Origin of the sequence: Mycolicibacterium sp. 624 (assembly GCF_040548615.1) — a bacterium.
Lineage (GTDB): Bacteria > Actinomycetota > Actinomycetes > Mycobacteriales > Mycobacteriaceae > Mycobacterium.
Window position 1 is genome coordinate 1 of sequence record NZ_JBEPRZ010000011.1, and the last position, 13191, is coordinate 13191.

15 protein-coding genes are annotated in these 13191 nt (G+C 68.1%); 2 read left to right on the top strand and 13 right to left on the bottom strand.

The window, feature by feature from the left end; genetic code table 11:
* From ABIA65_RS31360 to groES, 3 genes are all read right to left on the bottom strand, one after another.
* A partial coding sequence (locus ABIA65_RS31360; protein WP_354526027.1) for a helix-turn-helix domain-containing protein occupies positions 1–201 on the bottom strand: 201 nt, incomplete at its 3' end.
* Between the two features lie 107 nt (positions 202–308).
* A complete protein-coding gene (gene groL / locus ABIA65_RS31365; RefSeq protein WP_241400687.1) occupies positions 309–1931 on the bottom strand; it encodes a chaperonin GroEL in 1623 nt (540 codons plus the stop codon).
* A gap of 93 nt (positions 1932–2024) precedes the next feature.
* A complete protein-coding gene (gene groES, locus ABIA65_RS31370; protein WP_003887755.1) occupies positions 2025–2327 on the bottom strand; it encodes a co-chaperone GroES in 303 nt (100 codons plus the stop codon).
* Between the two features lie 246 nt (positions 2328–2573).
* On the opposite strand from groES, the gene ABIA65_RS31375 reads away from it, so the two are divergent.
* A complete protein-coding gene (locus ABIA65_RS31375) occupies positions 2574–4052 on the top strand; it encodes an HNH endonuclease signature motif containing protein (protein WP_354526028.1) in 1479 nt (492 codons plus the stop codon).
* Positions 4053–4057: 5 nt separating this feature from the next.
* Here ABIA65_RS31375 and ABIA65_RS31380 read toward each other — a convergent pair whose 3' ends face one another.
* Genes ABIA65_RS31380 through ABIA65_RS31420 form a run of 9 tightly spaced genes read right to left on the bottom strand, consistent with a single transcriptional unit; the run spans position 4058 to position 12232 of the window.
* Positions 4058–4504 (bottom strand): nuclear transport factor 2 family protein, encoded by a 447-nt coding sequence (locus ABIA65_RS31380; protein ID WP_354526029.1) that lies wholly within the window; start codon positions 4502–4504, stop codon positions 4058–4060.
* Positions 4501–5523, bottom strand: coding sequence for a tRNA (adenosine(37)-N6)-threonylcarbamoyltransferase complex transferase subunit TsaD (gene tsaD, locus ABIA65_RS31385; RefSeq protein ID WP_241400690.1), 1023 nt, complete (start codon positions 5521–5523; stop codon positions 4501–4503). Before tsaD ends, ABIA65_RS31380 begins: the two co-directional genes overlap by 4 nt.
* Complete coding sequence (gene rimI, locus ABIA65_RS31390; RefSeq protein ID WP_241400691.1) at positions 5520–5987, bottom strand: ribosomal protein S18-alanine N-acetyltransferase; 468 nt, start codon at positions 5985–5987, stop codon at positions 5520–5522. The genes tsaD and rimI overlap by 4 nt, the downstream gene beginning before the upstream one ends.
* Positions 5984–6610, bottom strand: coding sequence for a tRNA (adenosine(37)-N6)-threonylcarbamoyltransferase complex dimerization subunit type 1 TsaB (gene tsaB, locus ABIA65_RS31395; protein WP_354526030.1), 627 nt, complete (start codon positions 6608–6610; stop codon positions 5984–5986). Before tsaB ends, rimI begins: the two co-directional genes overlap by 4 nt.
* Positions 6607–7086, bottom strand: a complete 480-nt coding sequence (tsaE, locus tag ABIA65_RS31400) for a tRNA (adenosine(37)-N6)-threonylcarbamoyltransferase complex ATPase subunit type 1 TsaE (RefSeq protein WP_241400693.1) — start codon at positions 7084–7086, stop codon at positions 6607–6609. The genes tsaB and tsaE overlap by 4 nt, the downstream gene beginning before the upstream one ends.
* Positions 7079–8200, bottom strand: a complete 1122-nt coding sequence (locus ABIA65_RS31405; RefSeq protein WP_241400694.1) for an alpha/beta fold hydrolase — start codon at positions 8198–8200, stop codon at positions 7079–7081. The genes tsaE and ABIA65_RS31405 overlap by 8 nt, the downstream gene beginning before the upstream one ends.
* The gene (gene alr / locus ABIA65_RS31410) at positions 8197–9366 is read right to left on the bottom strand and encodes an alanine racemase (RefSeq protein WP_354526031.1); all 1170 of its coding nucleotides are present in this window, start codon (positions 9364–9366) and stop codon (positions 8197–8199) included. The genes ABIA65_RS31405 and alr overlap by 4 nt, the downstream gene beginning before the upstream one ends.
* Positions 9367–9409: 43 nt before the next feature.
* Positions 9410–10792, bottom strand: a complete 1383-nt coding sequence (gene gad, locus ABIA65_RS31415; protein WP_241400696.1) for a glutamate decarboxylase — start codon at positions 10790–10792, stop codon at positions 9410–9412.
* Positions 10793–10804: 12 nt separating this feature from the next.
* Entirely contained in the window at positions 10805–12232 is a 1428-nt protein-coding gene (locus ABIA65_RS31420; RefSeq protein WP_354526032.1) for a bifunctional ADP-dependent NAD(P)H-hydrate dehydratase/NAD(P)H-hydrate epimerase, read from the bottom strand.
* A 101-nt stretch (positions 12233–12333) separates the two neighbouring features.
* On the opposite strand from ABIA65_RS31420, the gene ABIA65_RS31425 reads away from it, so the two are divergent.
* Positions 12334–12747: a nuclear transport factor 2 family protein gene (locus ABIA65_RS31425; RefSeq protein WP_354526033.1), complete on the top strand. Its 414-nt coding sequence runs from the start codon at positions 12334–12336 to the stop codon at positions 12745–12747.
* Here ABIA65_RS31425 and ABIA65_RS31430 read toward each other — a convergent pair.
* Positions 12713–13123, bottom strand: coding sequence for a VOC family protein (locus tag ABIA65_RS31430; protein ID WP_354526034.1), 411 nt, complete (start codon positions 13121–13123; stop codon positions 12713–12715). The two genes, ABIA65_RS31425 and ABIA65_RS31430, sit on opposite strands and share 35 nt — an antisense overlap.
* Positions 13124–13191: the final 68 nt, after the last annotated feature.

Consider the following 13191-nt stretch of genomic DNA (forward strand, 5'->3'; position numbering starts at 1 on the left):
GCCGACGACGTCGAGTTTGAACTCGAACGAGTACGACGTCTTGGTCGGTTTAGCCACCAGCGCTCTCCTGCCGTGCAGGCTCCACCGGCGATACACATCGCGCACCGCCCACGGACTCAACCCGAGACGCGTCGCCGTGGCGTGATGCCGCCAACCCTGCTCGAACAACGCTACAACCGCACCGCGCTGCCCCTCAGTCAACGAACTACGTGGATGCAAAAAAGTACTCCCCAGAAGAAGGAACTGAATTTCTCAGTCCAACTTCCGGGGAGCACTTCAGGACCGGGGGTGCTTTCGAGAATCAGTGCCTAGTGAGCGTGGCCGTGGTGGCCGTGCCCGTGATCATCGTCCGCCTCGACGGGCTTCTCGACGATCGCGGTCTCGGTGGAGAGCACCATGCGCGCGACCGATGCCGCGTTGACCACCGCGGAGCGGGTGACCTTCACCGGGTCGACGATGCCGTCGGCAACCAGATCGCCGTACGACAGGGTCGCGGCGTTGAAGCCGTGCCCGGCGGGCAGTTCGCGGACCTTGTTCACCACGACGGCCCCATCGAGGCCTGCGTTGGTGGCGATCCAGTACAGCGGGGATGACAGCGCTGCGGCGAAGACGTCAACGCCGATCGCCTCGTCACCACTGAGCGACTCGCGCAGTTTGTCCAGCACCGCGCCGGCCTGAACCAGCGCCGCGCCACCTCCGGTGACGATGCCCTCCTCGACGGCTGCCTTGGCCGCGGCGACCGCGTCCTCGACGGCCTCCTTGCGCTTCTTCAGGTCGGTCTCGGTGGCCGCGCCGACCTTGATGACCGCGATGCCGCCGGCCAGCTTGGCCAGCCGCTCCTCGAGCTTCTCGCGATCCCAGTCGGAATCGGTCGACTCGATCTCGGCCCGCAGCTGTGAAGCGCGCGCCTGCACGGCATCGGCAGAGCCGCCACCGTCGACGATCACGGTGCTGTCCTTGTTGACCACGACGCGGCGCGCAGTGCCCAGCACGTCCAGCCCGGCCTCGCGAAGCAGCAGCCCCACATCGGGGTTGACGACCTGGCCGCCGGTGACGACCGCAAGGTCGTCGAGGAACGCCTTGCGGCGGTCACCGAAGAACGGTGCCTTGACCGCCACGGCCTTCAGCGTCTTGCGGATCGCGTTGACCACCAGGGTGGACAGCGCCTCACCGTCGACGTCCTCGGCAATGATCAGCAGCGGCTTACCGGATTCGGCGACCTTCTCCAGCAGCGGGAGCAGATCGGGCAGCGAGCTGATCTTGTCGCGGTGCAGCAGCACCAGCGCATCCTCGAGGACGGCTTCCTGCGAGTCGAAGTCGGTGACGAAGTACGCCGACAGGAAACCCTTGTCGAAGCCGACGCCCTCGGTGACCTCGAGTTCGGTCGACATCGTCGACGATTCCTCGATGGTGACGACGCCGTCGTGGCCGACGACGGTCATTGCCTCACCGACCAGTTCGCCGATCTCCGCGTCGCGCGAGGAGACGGTGGCGACCTGCGCGATGGCCTTCTTGTCGTTGACCGGGGTGGCCGCGGCGAGTAGCGCCTCGGACACGGCGTCGGCGGCCTTGCTGATACCCGAGCCGACGGCGATGGGGTTGGCGCCCGCCGCGACGTTGCGCAGCCCGGCCTTGATGATGGCCTGGGCCAGGACAGTGGCGGTCGTGGTGCCGTCACCGGCGACGTCGTTGGTCTTGGTGGCGACCGACTTGACCAGCTGGGCACCCATGTTCTCGAACGGGTCTTCCAGGTCGATCTCACGCGCGATGGTGACACCGTCATTGGTCACCACGGGGCCACCGAAGGCCTTGGCGAGCACGACGTGCCTGCCGCGGGGACCGAGCGTCACGCGTACTGCGCCGGCGAGCTTGTCGACGCCCGCCTCCAACGCCCGTCGCGCAGTCTCGTTGAACTCAATCTGCTTGCTCATGAATGTACTTTCTGACTACGTAGGAGAGATACAACGCATGCCGCCCCGGAAATCACACGTTTCGACGGTGATCTCCGGGGCGGACACGAACGCTTACTTGTTGACGACTGCCAGCACGTCGCGCGCGGAGAGGATCAAGTACTCCTCGCCGTTGTACTTGATCTCGGTGCCGCCGTACTTGCTGTAGATGACGGTGTCGCCCTCGGCGACGTCCAGGGGGATGCGCTTTTCGCCATCCTCGTCCCAGCGGCCGGGGCCAACTGCGACGACGGTGCCTTCCTGCGGCTTCTCCTTGGCCGTGTCGGGGATGACCAGACCGGATGCGGTGGTCGTCTCGGCCTCGTTGGCCTGTACGAGGATCTTGTCCTCGAGTGGCTTGATGTTGACGCTCGCCACGATGGAGCCCTCCACTAGTTCAGGTGTTAGGTCCGGACACCCCGGACCTGTCGATTACCAGGTGTTCGGCACGCGTCCGTGCCCGTTGCGCCGTCGTCGCGGGAGCCGGCACAGGGGGTTGGTCGCCTGCCACCTAGCACTCTATACACGCGAGTGCTAGCACTCAAGGTTGGGGTTCTGCCTAGTTTCGACGCACGGCCGAATCGGCTGCCATCGATGTCAGTGGACGGAACTATAATCGAACATGTGTTCGATCCGCCGCCACCGGAGCCCGCTGAGATGGGCAGACTCGACGATGCCGCGTTAATCGCGGCCGTCGAGGGCTGGGCACGCAGCGCAGCAGCGGCCGAGGCCTGCAAGTACGCCGCCATCGCCGAACTCGAGCGCCGTCGCGATACTGCCGAACACCCCAACTGGGCGTGCGACGACTGGGACGCCGCCGCAGCGGAAATCGCCGCTGCCCTGAATATCGGCCACCGCCGCGCGAGCGGCGAGATGGACATCGCGGTCATGCTGCGTGACAGGTTCCCGAAGGTCGGAGCGATGTTCCTGTCAGGTGCGGTGGACGCCCGTCGGGTGGCAGTGATCGCGGATCGCACCTATCTCGTTCAGGATTCGACCGCGTTGACGGAACTGGACGCCGCGATCGCCGAACGCATCACCGACTGGGGACCGCTGTCCGAGTACAAACTCACGCAGGCCATCGACGTGTGGGTCGACTCGGTCGATCCTGGCGCGCTGCGACGCACGCGCAGTAACGCTCGATCGCGCGACTTCAAGGTGTCCGACCCCGACGAGAAGGCCGGCACCTCTGCCGTGTGGGGTCGGTTGTTAGCCACCGATGCCGCACTGCTGAATCAGCGGCTGGCGGCGATGGCCCGCGATGTGTGCGAGGACGACCCACGCACAACGGCGCAGCGCCGCGCCGACGCCGTTGGCGCGCTCGCGGCGGGTTCTCAACACCTTCGCTGCATGTGTGACAACCCGCAGTGCCCCGCAGCCTCCGATGACGGACGTGCCAGCAGTGTCATCGTTCACGTGATTGCCGAGGAGGCGGCCACGACCGGCTCTCCCGACCCGTACCTGCACGGTGAGGATCCGGTCGGCGACGACAGTGCGGAGGACACCGGCCGTACGAAGGCGGCCTTGATCACGGGCGGCGGCGCGGTGCCCGCGCCCCTGCTGGCCGACCTGATCGCCCATGGTGCGCGGGTGCGACCCGTCGTGGCACCCGACACCGCGCCCGAGCCTCGATATCGGCCCAGCGCCGCACTCGACGAATTCGTCCGGGTGCGGGACATGACGTGCCGCTTTCCTGGCTGTGACCGTCCCGCGATGACCGGCGACATCGACCACACCGTGCCCTATCCGGCGGGGCCCACTCACGCCGGTGGCTTGAAGTGCTACTGCCGAAAGCATCACTTGCTCAAGACTTTCTGGCCGGGATGGTCCGATCACCAACTGGCCGACGGCACCGTGGTCGTGACCACTCCCACCGGGCGCGCCTACGCCACGAAACCCGGTGCCAGCCTGTTCTTCCCGGGGTGGGCCATCGCCACCCCGGCACCACCGCCTGCCACACCGGCAACGCCAAGTGCCTACCGCACGGTGATGATGCCGACCCGAAAACGCGCCCGCATGGAGGCACGCGCCGACCGCATCAAGGCGGAGCGCGCACTCAACGATGCCCATGTGGCGGAACGCAATAGGCCGCCGCCGTTCTGACGGTTCTAGCCGTACTGGCGCGGATCGATCATCAGGTGCGCCGAGACGTCCCCCACCAACTCGACGTCCACCTTGCGTTCGGTGAAGTACCAGCCGCTCTCGTCGCGGGCGAACGTGTCGGCATATCGTCCGACGACGATTGGCTGCAGCGGCACCGTCTCGGTGCCCTGAACGACACAGAACGTCGACCGAGACGTGGCGACGTCACCATCCACGTCGACGATCGGGTTCTGCACCAGGTGCCGCGTGCGCGGCGTATTGCCGTGGTCCGGGAAGCGGCGGGTGGTCGTCGCGAAAAGCTTGGCGATCGAGGATGCGCCGCTCACACCCATGAAGTTGCCCCGGCCGAGTAGTTCACCAACGCCGTCGAAGTCACCCGCGTCGATCAGCTCGGCGTAGCGGTACAGCAGGTCGGTGACGGCAAATCGGGCCGCGAGTGCATCGAGGCTCACGCGACCTGACCCTTCAGCACCGGCAGCCCGGGGTCGCTGGCAACATCGAGTGGCGACGGCGACGCGCCCGCCGCGATGAGCTGGGCGGCAAAGGATGCGATCATCGCGCCATTGTCGGTGCACAGCCGCGGTCGCGGGATGCGTAACGTCAAACCCGCTGCGGCGCAGCGTTCCTCGGCAAGCTCACGCAGCCTTGAGTTGGCCGCCACCCCACCGGCGATCAGCAGCGTCGACACCCCGAGCGTGGTGGCGGCCCGCACGGCCTTCATGGTGAGCACGTCGGCGACGGCCTCCTGGAAGCCGGCGGCCACGTCGGCCTGCGAGGCCTCCGGATGGCTTTCGACGTAGCGCGCCACCGCCGTCTTGAGACCGGAGAAGCTGAACACGTTCGGGGCGTCGCGCGGGCCGGTCATCCCGCGCGGGAACACCACCGCATCGCGATCGCCGGTGCGCGCGAGTTCGTCGAGAACCCTGCCGCCGGGATAGCCGAGCCCCAGCAGGCGGGCCACCTTGTCGTAGGCCTCCCCCGCCGCGTCGTCGACGGTGCTGCCGAGTTCCTCGATCGGCTCCCCCAGCGACCGCACGTGCAGCAGGTGGGTGTGACCGCCCGAGACGAGCAGCCCAACGCTCTCGGGCAACGGTCCGTGCTCGTAGACGTCAGCGGCGAGGTGACCGCCGAGGTGGTTCACGGCGTAGAACGGCACCTCCCAGGCCGCGGCGTACGCCTTGGCCGCGGCGACGCCGACCAGTAGCGCACCCGCGAGGCCGGGCCCTATGGTCGCGGCGACCACGTCGGGCCGAGAGACGCCTGCGACGTCAAGCGCCCGACGCATGGTCGGGCCGAGTGCCTCCAGGTGCGCGCGGGACGCGATCTCGGGGACGACGCCGCCGAACCGCGCGTGCTCGTCGACGCTGGAGGCCACCTCGTCGGCCAGCAGTGTGACGGTGCCGTCGTCAGCGAGATCGCAGATACCGACACCGGTCTCATCGCACGAACTCTCGATCGCCAGGATGATCATCGCGCCACTTCCTCCTTGGCAGGCCTGCGCATCGTGTAGGCGTCAGCCCCGCTGACACGGTAGTACCGCTTGCGGATGCCGACCCGGACGAAACCCGTGCTCTCATACAGCGCGATCGCCGCGTCGTTGTCGGTACGGACCTCCAGGAACACGGCGTCATCCGCCGCGATGGCGAGCAGCTGGTCGAGCATGTGACGCCCGATTCCGCGGCCCTGGAACGCACTGTCGACGCCGATGGTGTGAATCTCGAACTCGTACGGCGGTTTCCGGCCCAACCGGGTGATTCCGGCATAGCCGACCAGAACACCGTCGACCCGTGCCGCGACATAGTGGTTGTGCTGGGAGTCCAGTTCGCGCAGGAACGCCACGGCGGGCCACGGGTCGTCGCCGGGGAACAGTTGGGCCTCGAGTTCGGCGCACCGGTCGGCATCGCGGACCGCCAGCGCGTCGTAGACGACGGTCATCGTCGCCGCTCGCCGGGTGGCGTGGCATCCGGGCGGCGCAGATACAGCGGCACCAGCGGTGCGGGCGCGACCGACCAGTCCACGGCGCGAACCAGACCCGAGGCCGTCGGATACACCGGGGCGAGCCTGGGCAGGTCGAAAAGCGCGGCGTGCTCGGGTGAGCCCGCCACCGCATCCGCATCGACGGGGACGTCGGCGGGCGCGGCCACCGCCGGACCGTCGATCCTGACGCTGTCGCGGTAACGCGCCCAGTAGACCTCGCGACGTCGAGCGTCGGTGACCACGAGGGCCTCACCGGTGGTGTCCACTCCGATGGCATCGAGGCTGCACACGCCGTACACGGGGATGTCGAGGGCATGACCGTAGGCGGCCGCGGTCGCCATGCCGACCCGCAGCCCGGTGAAGGGGCCGGGGCCGCATCCGACCACGACCGCGGTCAGGTCCGCCATCGCGACTCCCGCATCGGCCAAGGAGGCCAACACATTCGGCGTTATCCGCTCGGCGTGTGCGCGGGGGTCGAGCGTGACGTGCTCGGCGAGCACCTCCACGGAGTCCGCACGCCGGATCACCCCAGCGGTGACGGCGGGTGTCGCGGTGTCGATCGCCAGTACAAGACCCGTCACGGCCGGCTCCACTGCCACATGACCGTGCGCACCTCGGTGTCACTGGCTCGCTCGAGCCGGATGTCCAGGTGACGTTCCGAGAGTCGTTCGGCCAGACCCTCACCCCACTCCACAACCACGACGGCATCCTCGAGATCGGTGTCCAGGTCCAGCGAGTCCAGTTCGGCCAGCAGGTCCGCGCCGGCGGCCGAGTGGCCGGGGTCGAGCAGTCGATACACGTCCACGTGCACCATGGCTGGCCGCCCCTCCTGGCGCGCCGGGTGCACGCGCGCCAACACATAGGTCGGCGACGTGACCGGACCGTCGACATCCATCGCCTGCGCAATCCCCTTGGCCAGTACCGTCTTTCCCGCACCGAGCGGTCCGGAGAGCACCACGACGTCACCGGCCCGCAGGTCCGCGCCCAGTCGCGCGCCCAGTGCGATGGTGTCCTCCGCGGTGGCCAGTTCCGCTGTTCCCGACGACCCGTCAGCCATGGCTGCGCACTCGATCCCGCAGGCGCCGGGTGATGGCCACCAACTTGGACGGTGTGGCGCGCTCGACCAGCCGGACCAACGCGTCGTCCACAATCTCGGGCTGTTCGAGTTGAACGAGATGCCCTGCGCCCCCGATGATCACGAGTTCGGACTTGGGCAGGGCGATCGCCATGGCCTCGGAGTACTCCATCGGCGTCAGCAGGTCGCGCTCACCGCACACGATCAATGTGGGGATCTTGGCAAGCACCTTCAGCCCGTCGGTCTCGTCGTGCACCTCGAGTGCATGCAGGAAACCGACCAGGGTGGCAATCGGCGTGTCGTGCATCATCCGTTCGGAGAACGCGACGACGCTCGGGCTGATCTTCTCGTCGCCGTACGACGCGGCACGCAACACCGGTCCGATGAGCTTGCGCGCCGCCCCGCGACCACGGTGCACGAACTTCGGCGCGTACCGCACGGCGAACCTCGCGGTCTCCAGCGCGGGATTGCGCAGGATCTCGCCCAGCGGTGACCGCGCGACACCTTCTGCGGCGGTGGAGATCAGCGCGGCACCGACGATCCGAGTCTTGTAGCGCTGCGGGAACTGCCTGGCGTGCGACAGCACCGTCATGCCGCCCATCGAGTGCCCGACCAGGACCACGGGCCCGCGCGGCGCCATCACCGCCAGGACCGCCTCCAGGTCCTGGCCCAGCTGCGGAACCGTGAACGTGTCGGGAGACGCGTTCCCGGACTGGCCGTGCCCGCGTTGGTCGTAGAACACCATCCGAACCTGGTCACCCCATTGCTCGGTGAGCCGTGCTCGCTGAAAGTAGAAGGCCCCCATACGGAGACAGAAACCGTGCGCGAACACGACCGTCAGCGGTGCGCTCTCGGGTCCGACCTCGCGCACCGCAAGAGGAACGCCGTCGGCGGTCGTGACGACATAGCTGCGGTCGGCGTCGAGGAGTTCGAAGTCCTCAGCGTCATGCGGGTCGAATTCGCTGAACCGTCGGGTCAGTGAGCGCGCGACGCTGAGTCCCGCCGCGCCGCCCACGGCGGAGAGTCCCGCCGCGCCGGCCAGCCAGTGTCCCTTGCGCGCCCTCTCATTCGGCGCCTCGGGTTCTTCGTCGCTCAACGGTTTCGACCGGCCCCGGTATAGACCCGTTGAACCCGCCACCGCGGGCTGGTGACGACCTCGTAGTTGATGGTGCCGAGCAGATCGGCCCAATCCTGTGCGGTCGGCTCGCCTTCGCGACCGGGACCGAACAACACTGCGCGGTCACCCTCCACGACGTCGACGGGTCCTGGCCCCAGGTCAACGACGAACTGGTCCATGCAGATCCGCCCGACATTGCGGCGGCGCCGACCATTGATCAGTACGTCTATACGTCCGCCCAGGGTCCGGAACACACCGTCGGCGTAACCGATCGGCAGCAGCGCCACCGTGGTGTCGCGGTCGGCGATCCAGGTGTGCCCGTAGGACACCCCGTCACCCGCCTTGATCTGGCGGACCATGGCCACCGTGCACGTCAGCGTCATCGCGGGGATCAACCCCATGTCCCCGCGCTCCGGGATGGGCGACTGCCCGTAGACCGCGATGCCGGGACGAACCAGGTCGAACGCCAGGTCGGGCCGCGTCATGATGGCCGGCGAGTTCGCCAGGTGCGCGACCTCGAACGACACGCCGGCCGCACCCGCCTGCTCGCGCATCTCTGACAGCCGCTGAGCCTGGGTGCCGTTCATCGGGTTGTCCGGGTCGTCACCACAGGCCAGGTGCGACATGAGCCCCCGCACCCTGATGGCGTCTGCGGCGCGGGCCCGGGCCAGGTCGGGCAGCATCGTGGCGAACTCCGCCCGAGCCGCGCCGTTGCGGCTCAGGCCGGTGTCCACCTTGACCGTCACCGTCGCGGTACGGCCGGTGCGTTCGACGGCGTCGAGCACGTCGGCGAGTTGGCGCCGCGACGACACCGCCACCTGCACATCGGCCTGCAGCGCGGGGCCGAAGTCGACGCCCGGCGCGTGCAACCACGCCAGCAGCGGGGCGCTCACGCCATCGCGTCGCAGCGCCAGGGCCTCGTCGGTGGTGGCCACGCCGAGTTCGGCGGCGCCGGCCGCGAGCGCGGCACGGGCCACCTCGGTGGCACCGTGCCCATATCCATCCGCTTTCACCACCGCCATCACCTGGGCGGATCCGGCGCGTTCGCGCAGCACCGTGATGTTGTGCGCGATCGCGTCGAGGTCCACCACCGCAGTCGCGGCGGCATTGGCGGTTGTCGATGTCGTGAGCTCAGTCGTCTGCATGGTCATATCACCACTGGCGATTGTCCCAGACCCGCTTCCCGGCCTAGTGGGCGAAGGGCTGCACCTCGTCGTAGAGCCCCTTCGGCTTGAGTTCGTCGAGGCCCTTGAGCACGGTGATGATGTCGTCGCGCAGGGACCTCGCGAGGTCGGCGGAGAAGCCCTCCCGGACCACCACGCGCAACACGGTGACGTTGGTCGCATTGTCGGGCATCGTGTAGGCGGGCACCTGCCAACCGAACGCGCGCAGCGCATGCGACACGTCGAACTCGGTGTATTCGCGTTTGCCGGTGAGTCGGAAGCTGATGACCGGGATCGCCGACCCATCCGTGATGACCTCGAAGTGCTCACTGTCGCGCAGCTGGTCACCGAGCCACCGTGCGGTGTCGGACAGGCAGTGCATGATCTGCGAGTATCCGGCGCGGCCCAGGCGCAGGAAGTTGTAGTACTGGCCGACGACCTGATTTCCCGGCCGGGAGAAGTTCAGCGTGAACGTCGGCATATCCCCACCCAGGTAGTTCACCCGGAACACCAGCTCCTCCGGCAGATGTTCGCGGCTGCGCCACACCACAAAGCCGATACCCGGGTAGGTCAGGCCGTACTTGTGGCCGCTGACGTTGATCGACACCACCCGCGGCAACCGAAAGTCCCACATGAGGTCGGGGTGCAGGAATGGCACCACGAAGCCACCACTGGCCGCGTCGACGTGCACGGGTACGTCCACGCCGCCGTCGGCCGCGAGCTTGTCCAGGGCCGCGCAGATCTCGGCGATCGGCTCGAGTTCGCCGGTGTAGGTGGTGCCCAGGATCGCCACCACGCCGATGGTGTCCTCGTCGACCGCGGCCAGCACCTGCTCGGGGGTTATGACATAGCGCCCCTCCTCCACGGGCAGGTAGCGCGGCTCGACGTCGAAGTATCGGCAGAACTTCTCCCACACCACCTGAACGTTGGACCCGAGGACCAGGTTGGGCGTGCGCTTGCGCCAATCCTTGCCAACCTTCTGGCGCCACCGCCAGCTCATCGCGAGGCCACCGAGCATCACGGCCTCGCTGGAGCCGATGGTCGACACGCCGGTGGCGCTGCTGGGGTCGTCGTTGAGCAGGTCCTCGGCATGGAACAGGTCGGCCACGATGGACACGCAGCGAGCCTCGATCGCCGCGGTCGCCGGGTACTCGTCCTTGTCGATCATGTTCTTGTCGAACGTCTCGGCCATGAGCTTCTCGGCCTCGGGGTCCATCCACGTCGTGACGAAGGTGGCCAGATTGAGCCGCGAGCTGCCGTCGAGCATCAGCTCGTCGTGGATGAACCGATACGCCGCCTGCGGGTCCATCGCATCGTCGGGCAGCCGCAGCGATGGAATCGGCGCGACGGAGAGGCGTCCGGTGTAGGCCGGTGAAACCGAGGGGGACCGGTGGTGCCTGTGTGTCATGCGGTCTGTCTCCTAGAGGTTGGCGATAGATGAGCGAATGTGGTCGAGGATTCTGGAAGCCGACGTGGGCGCAGGCGAGGGTCCCGGGTCGGCGGCGGCGAGCCCCGCCGCCCGCGCGTGCACGAACGCACCCATCGCGGCCGCCTCACCGGCGGGCAGGCCCGCAGCGAGCAGCGCTCCGATGACGCCCGACAGCACGTCGCCGGATCCCGCAGTGGCGGCCCAGGACTGGCCTGCCGGGTTGAGGTAGGTGGTGCCCGTCGAACGGGACTGCGCACCCGCCTCCGCGATGATCGTGACGTTGCCCTTGAGCAGCACCGTGACGCCGAGGGAGTCGGCCAGTCGGCGGGTTGCCGCCACGCGGTCATCGCCGGGCGGATGACCAGCGAGCCTGGCGAACTCGCCGGCGTGCGGGGTCAGCACCGTCGGCGCAGTGCGGCCCGCGACGAGGTCGGGGTGCGCGGCGAGGATCGTCAGCGCATCCGCGTCGACGAGGACTGGAAGGTCGGTGCCCAATGCGAACCACAGCGCCGTCGCGCCCGCCTCGTCGGTCCCCAGACCGGGTCCCACGACCCAGGACTGGACGCGTCCCGCGGCACTGGGGCTCGGCGCGGCGACGACCTCCGGCCAGTGCGACACGACCTCGGCGGCGGCACTGCCCGCGTAACGGACCATGCCGGACGTGGCGGCCACCGCGGCCCCGGCACACAGGATGGCCGCGCCGGGGTAGGTCGCTGATCCGGCGAGCACACCGGTGACACCCTGGGTGTACTTGTCGTCGGTGGCACGCGGTATCGGCCAGCGGGCGGCGACATCGGCGGCCTCCATGCTCGCCACGCTGGTGGCCGGCAGGTCGAGGCCGATGTCGATCAGTTTGACACGCCCGCACTCGCCAAGGGCGTGAACGGGTTTCAGTCCCCCGAACGTCACGGTGAGCGCCGCGTGGACGTGCGGTCCTGCGGCGGCACCGGTGTGCACGTCGAGACCACTGGGGATGTCCACGGCGACGACGGGAACACCCGCGGCGTCGACTCCGGCGAACACCTCGGCCGCGTTCGGGCGCAGCGGCCCGCTGCCGGATATGCCGACGACGCCATCAATCACCAGATCGGTTGACTCTGGCACGGTTTCAACCAGGCGACCACCCGCCCGGCGGAATGCGGCCAGCGCCTTGGCATGTGTGCGTTCGGGGTTGAGCAGCAGTGCCGTCGCGGCCGCGCCCCGCCTACGCAGGAACGTCGCCGCCCACAGCGCATCGCCACCGTTGTCGCCGGAGCCCACCACGGCGCACACCGTGGCACCCGTGACGGTGCCGAGTTCGCGGGCTATCGCGGTGGCCAGTCCGTATGCGGCGCGGCGCATCAACGCGCCGTCGGGAAGGCTGGACAACAACGGCGCCTCGGCGTCACGGATCGCGTCCGCGGTGTAGTAGTGCCGCATCGTCGGGTCTTCGTCGCCTCTCGAGCCTCGGTGCTGTCGCGGTCCAACGTTACGCGGTGCGGTCCGGATAAAACGGGACTCCGAGCGGGTACCCCTCCCCCATGACGAATACCCCCACCGATCCGGTTCTCCTCAAGGAACTGCTCGCGCTCGAAAACGACGGATGGAAGGCGCTGTGCGAAGGCACCGCTGCGCAGTACTACGGCGAGATGATGTCCGCCGATGCGCTGATGGTGCTGGCCAACGGCGCCACGATGAATCGCTCCGAGGTGAGCGCCGCACTCGCGCAGGCGCCGCCGTGGCTGCGGTACGAGATCGCCGATACCCGGGTGATCGACATCGACCCCGGCACCGCGGCTCTGGTCTACACGGGCCGAGCCTGGCGCGAGGGTTCCGACGAACCGTTCGTCGGGGCGATGTCGTCGGTCTATCACCGCAGTGAGACCGGCTGGCAGCTCGCGCTGTATCAGCAGACCGCCGTCACTCCGGGCGGTGGCACACCGCCTCGACATTGATCCCGTCGGGATCAAGCACGAAGGCTCCGTAATAGTCGGGCTGATACTCCGGGCGAAGCCCTGGCTCGAGCAGCGTGCGGCCGCCGGCCGCCAGCGCCGTCTCGTAGAAGCCCCGGACGGCGGCTCGGTTCTCGGCGATGAACGCAAGGTGCACGTGATCGCCCACCCTGCCATCGGCGACCAGCCAGAAGAACGGCTTGTGCTCCCACCCGAACCCGTGCATCTCGAGTTGGCCGGTCGCCTCGTCAGCGGGCACGGTCATGACCTTCACGATGCCCAGCGATGCCAGAGTGGGTTCATAGAATGCGAGCGACCGGGCCAGGTCGGGCACGGCGATGTTGAGGTGATCGATGGACGATCCAGTGAAGTCAGGCATACGGCATCCGTTCTGGCAATCGGTTTCGAGGCGGCGTGGATAGTTCAATCGGATATATCTGCATCATG

Coding starts and splice junctions, on each gene's coding strand:
- groL (WP_241400687.1), bottom strand. CDS start 1,931: ATGAGCAAGCAGATTGAGTTCAACGAGACTGCGCGACGGGCGTTGGAG.
- tsaD (WP_241400690.1), bottom strand. CDS start 5,523: ATGATCATCCTGGCGATCGAGAGTTCGTGCGATGAGACCGGTGTCGGT.
- rimI (WP_241400691.1), bottom strand. CDS start 5,987: ATGACCGTCGTCTACGACGCGCTGGCGGTCCGCGATGCCGACCGGTGC.
- tsaE (WP_241400693.1), bottom strand. CDS start 7,086: ATGGCTGACGGGTCGTCGGGAACAGCGGAACTGGCCACCGCGGAGGAC.
- alr (WP_354526031.1), bottom strand. CDS start 9,366: ATGCAGACGACTGAGCTCACGACATCGACAACCGCCAATGCCGCCGCG.
- gad (WP_241400696.1), bottom strand. CDS start 10,792: ATGACACACAGGCACCACCGGTCCCCCTCGGTTTCACCGGCCTACACC.
- ABIA65_RS31420 (WP_354526032.1), bottom strand. CDS start 12,232: ATGCGGCACTACTACACCGCGGACGCGATCCGTGACGCCGAGGCGCCG.
- ABIA65_RS31425 (WP_354526033.1), top strand. CDS start 12,334: ATGACGAATACCCCCACCGATCCGGTTCTCCTCAAGGAACTGCTCGCG.
- ABIA65_RS31430 (WP_354526034.1), bottom strand. CDS start 13,123: ATGCCTGACTTCACTGGATCGTCCATCGATCACCTCAACATCGCCGTG.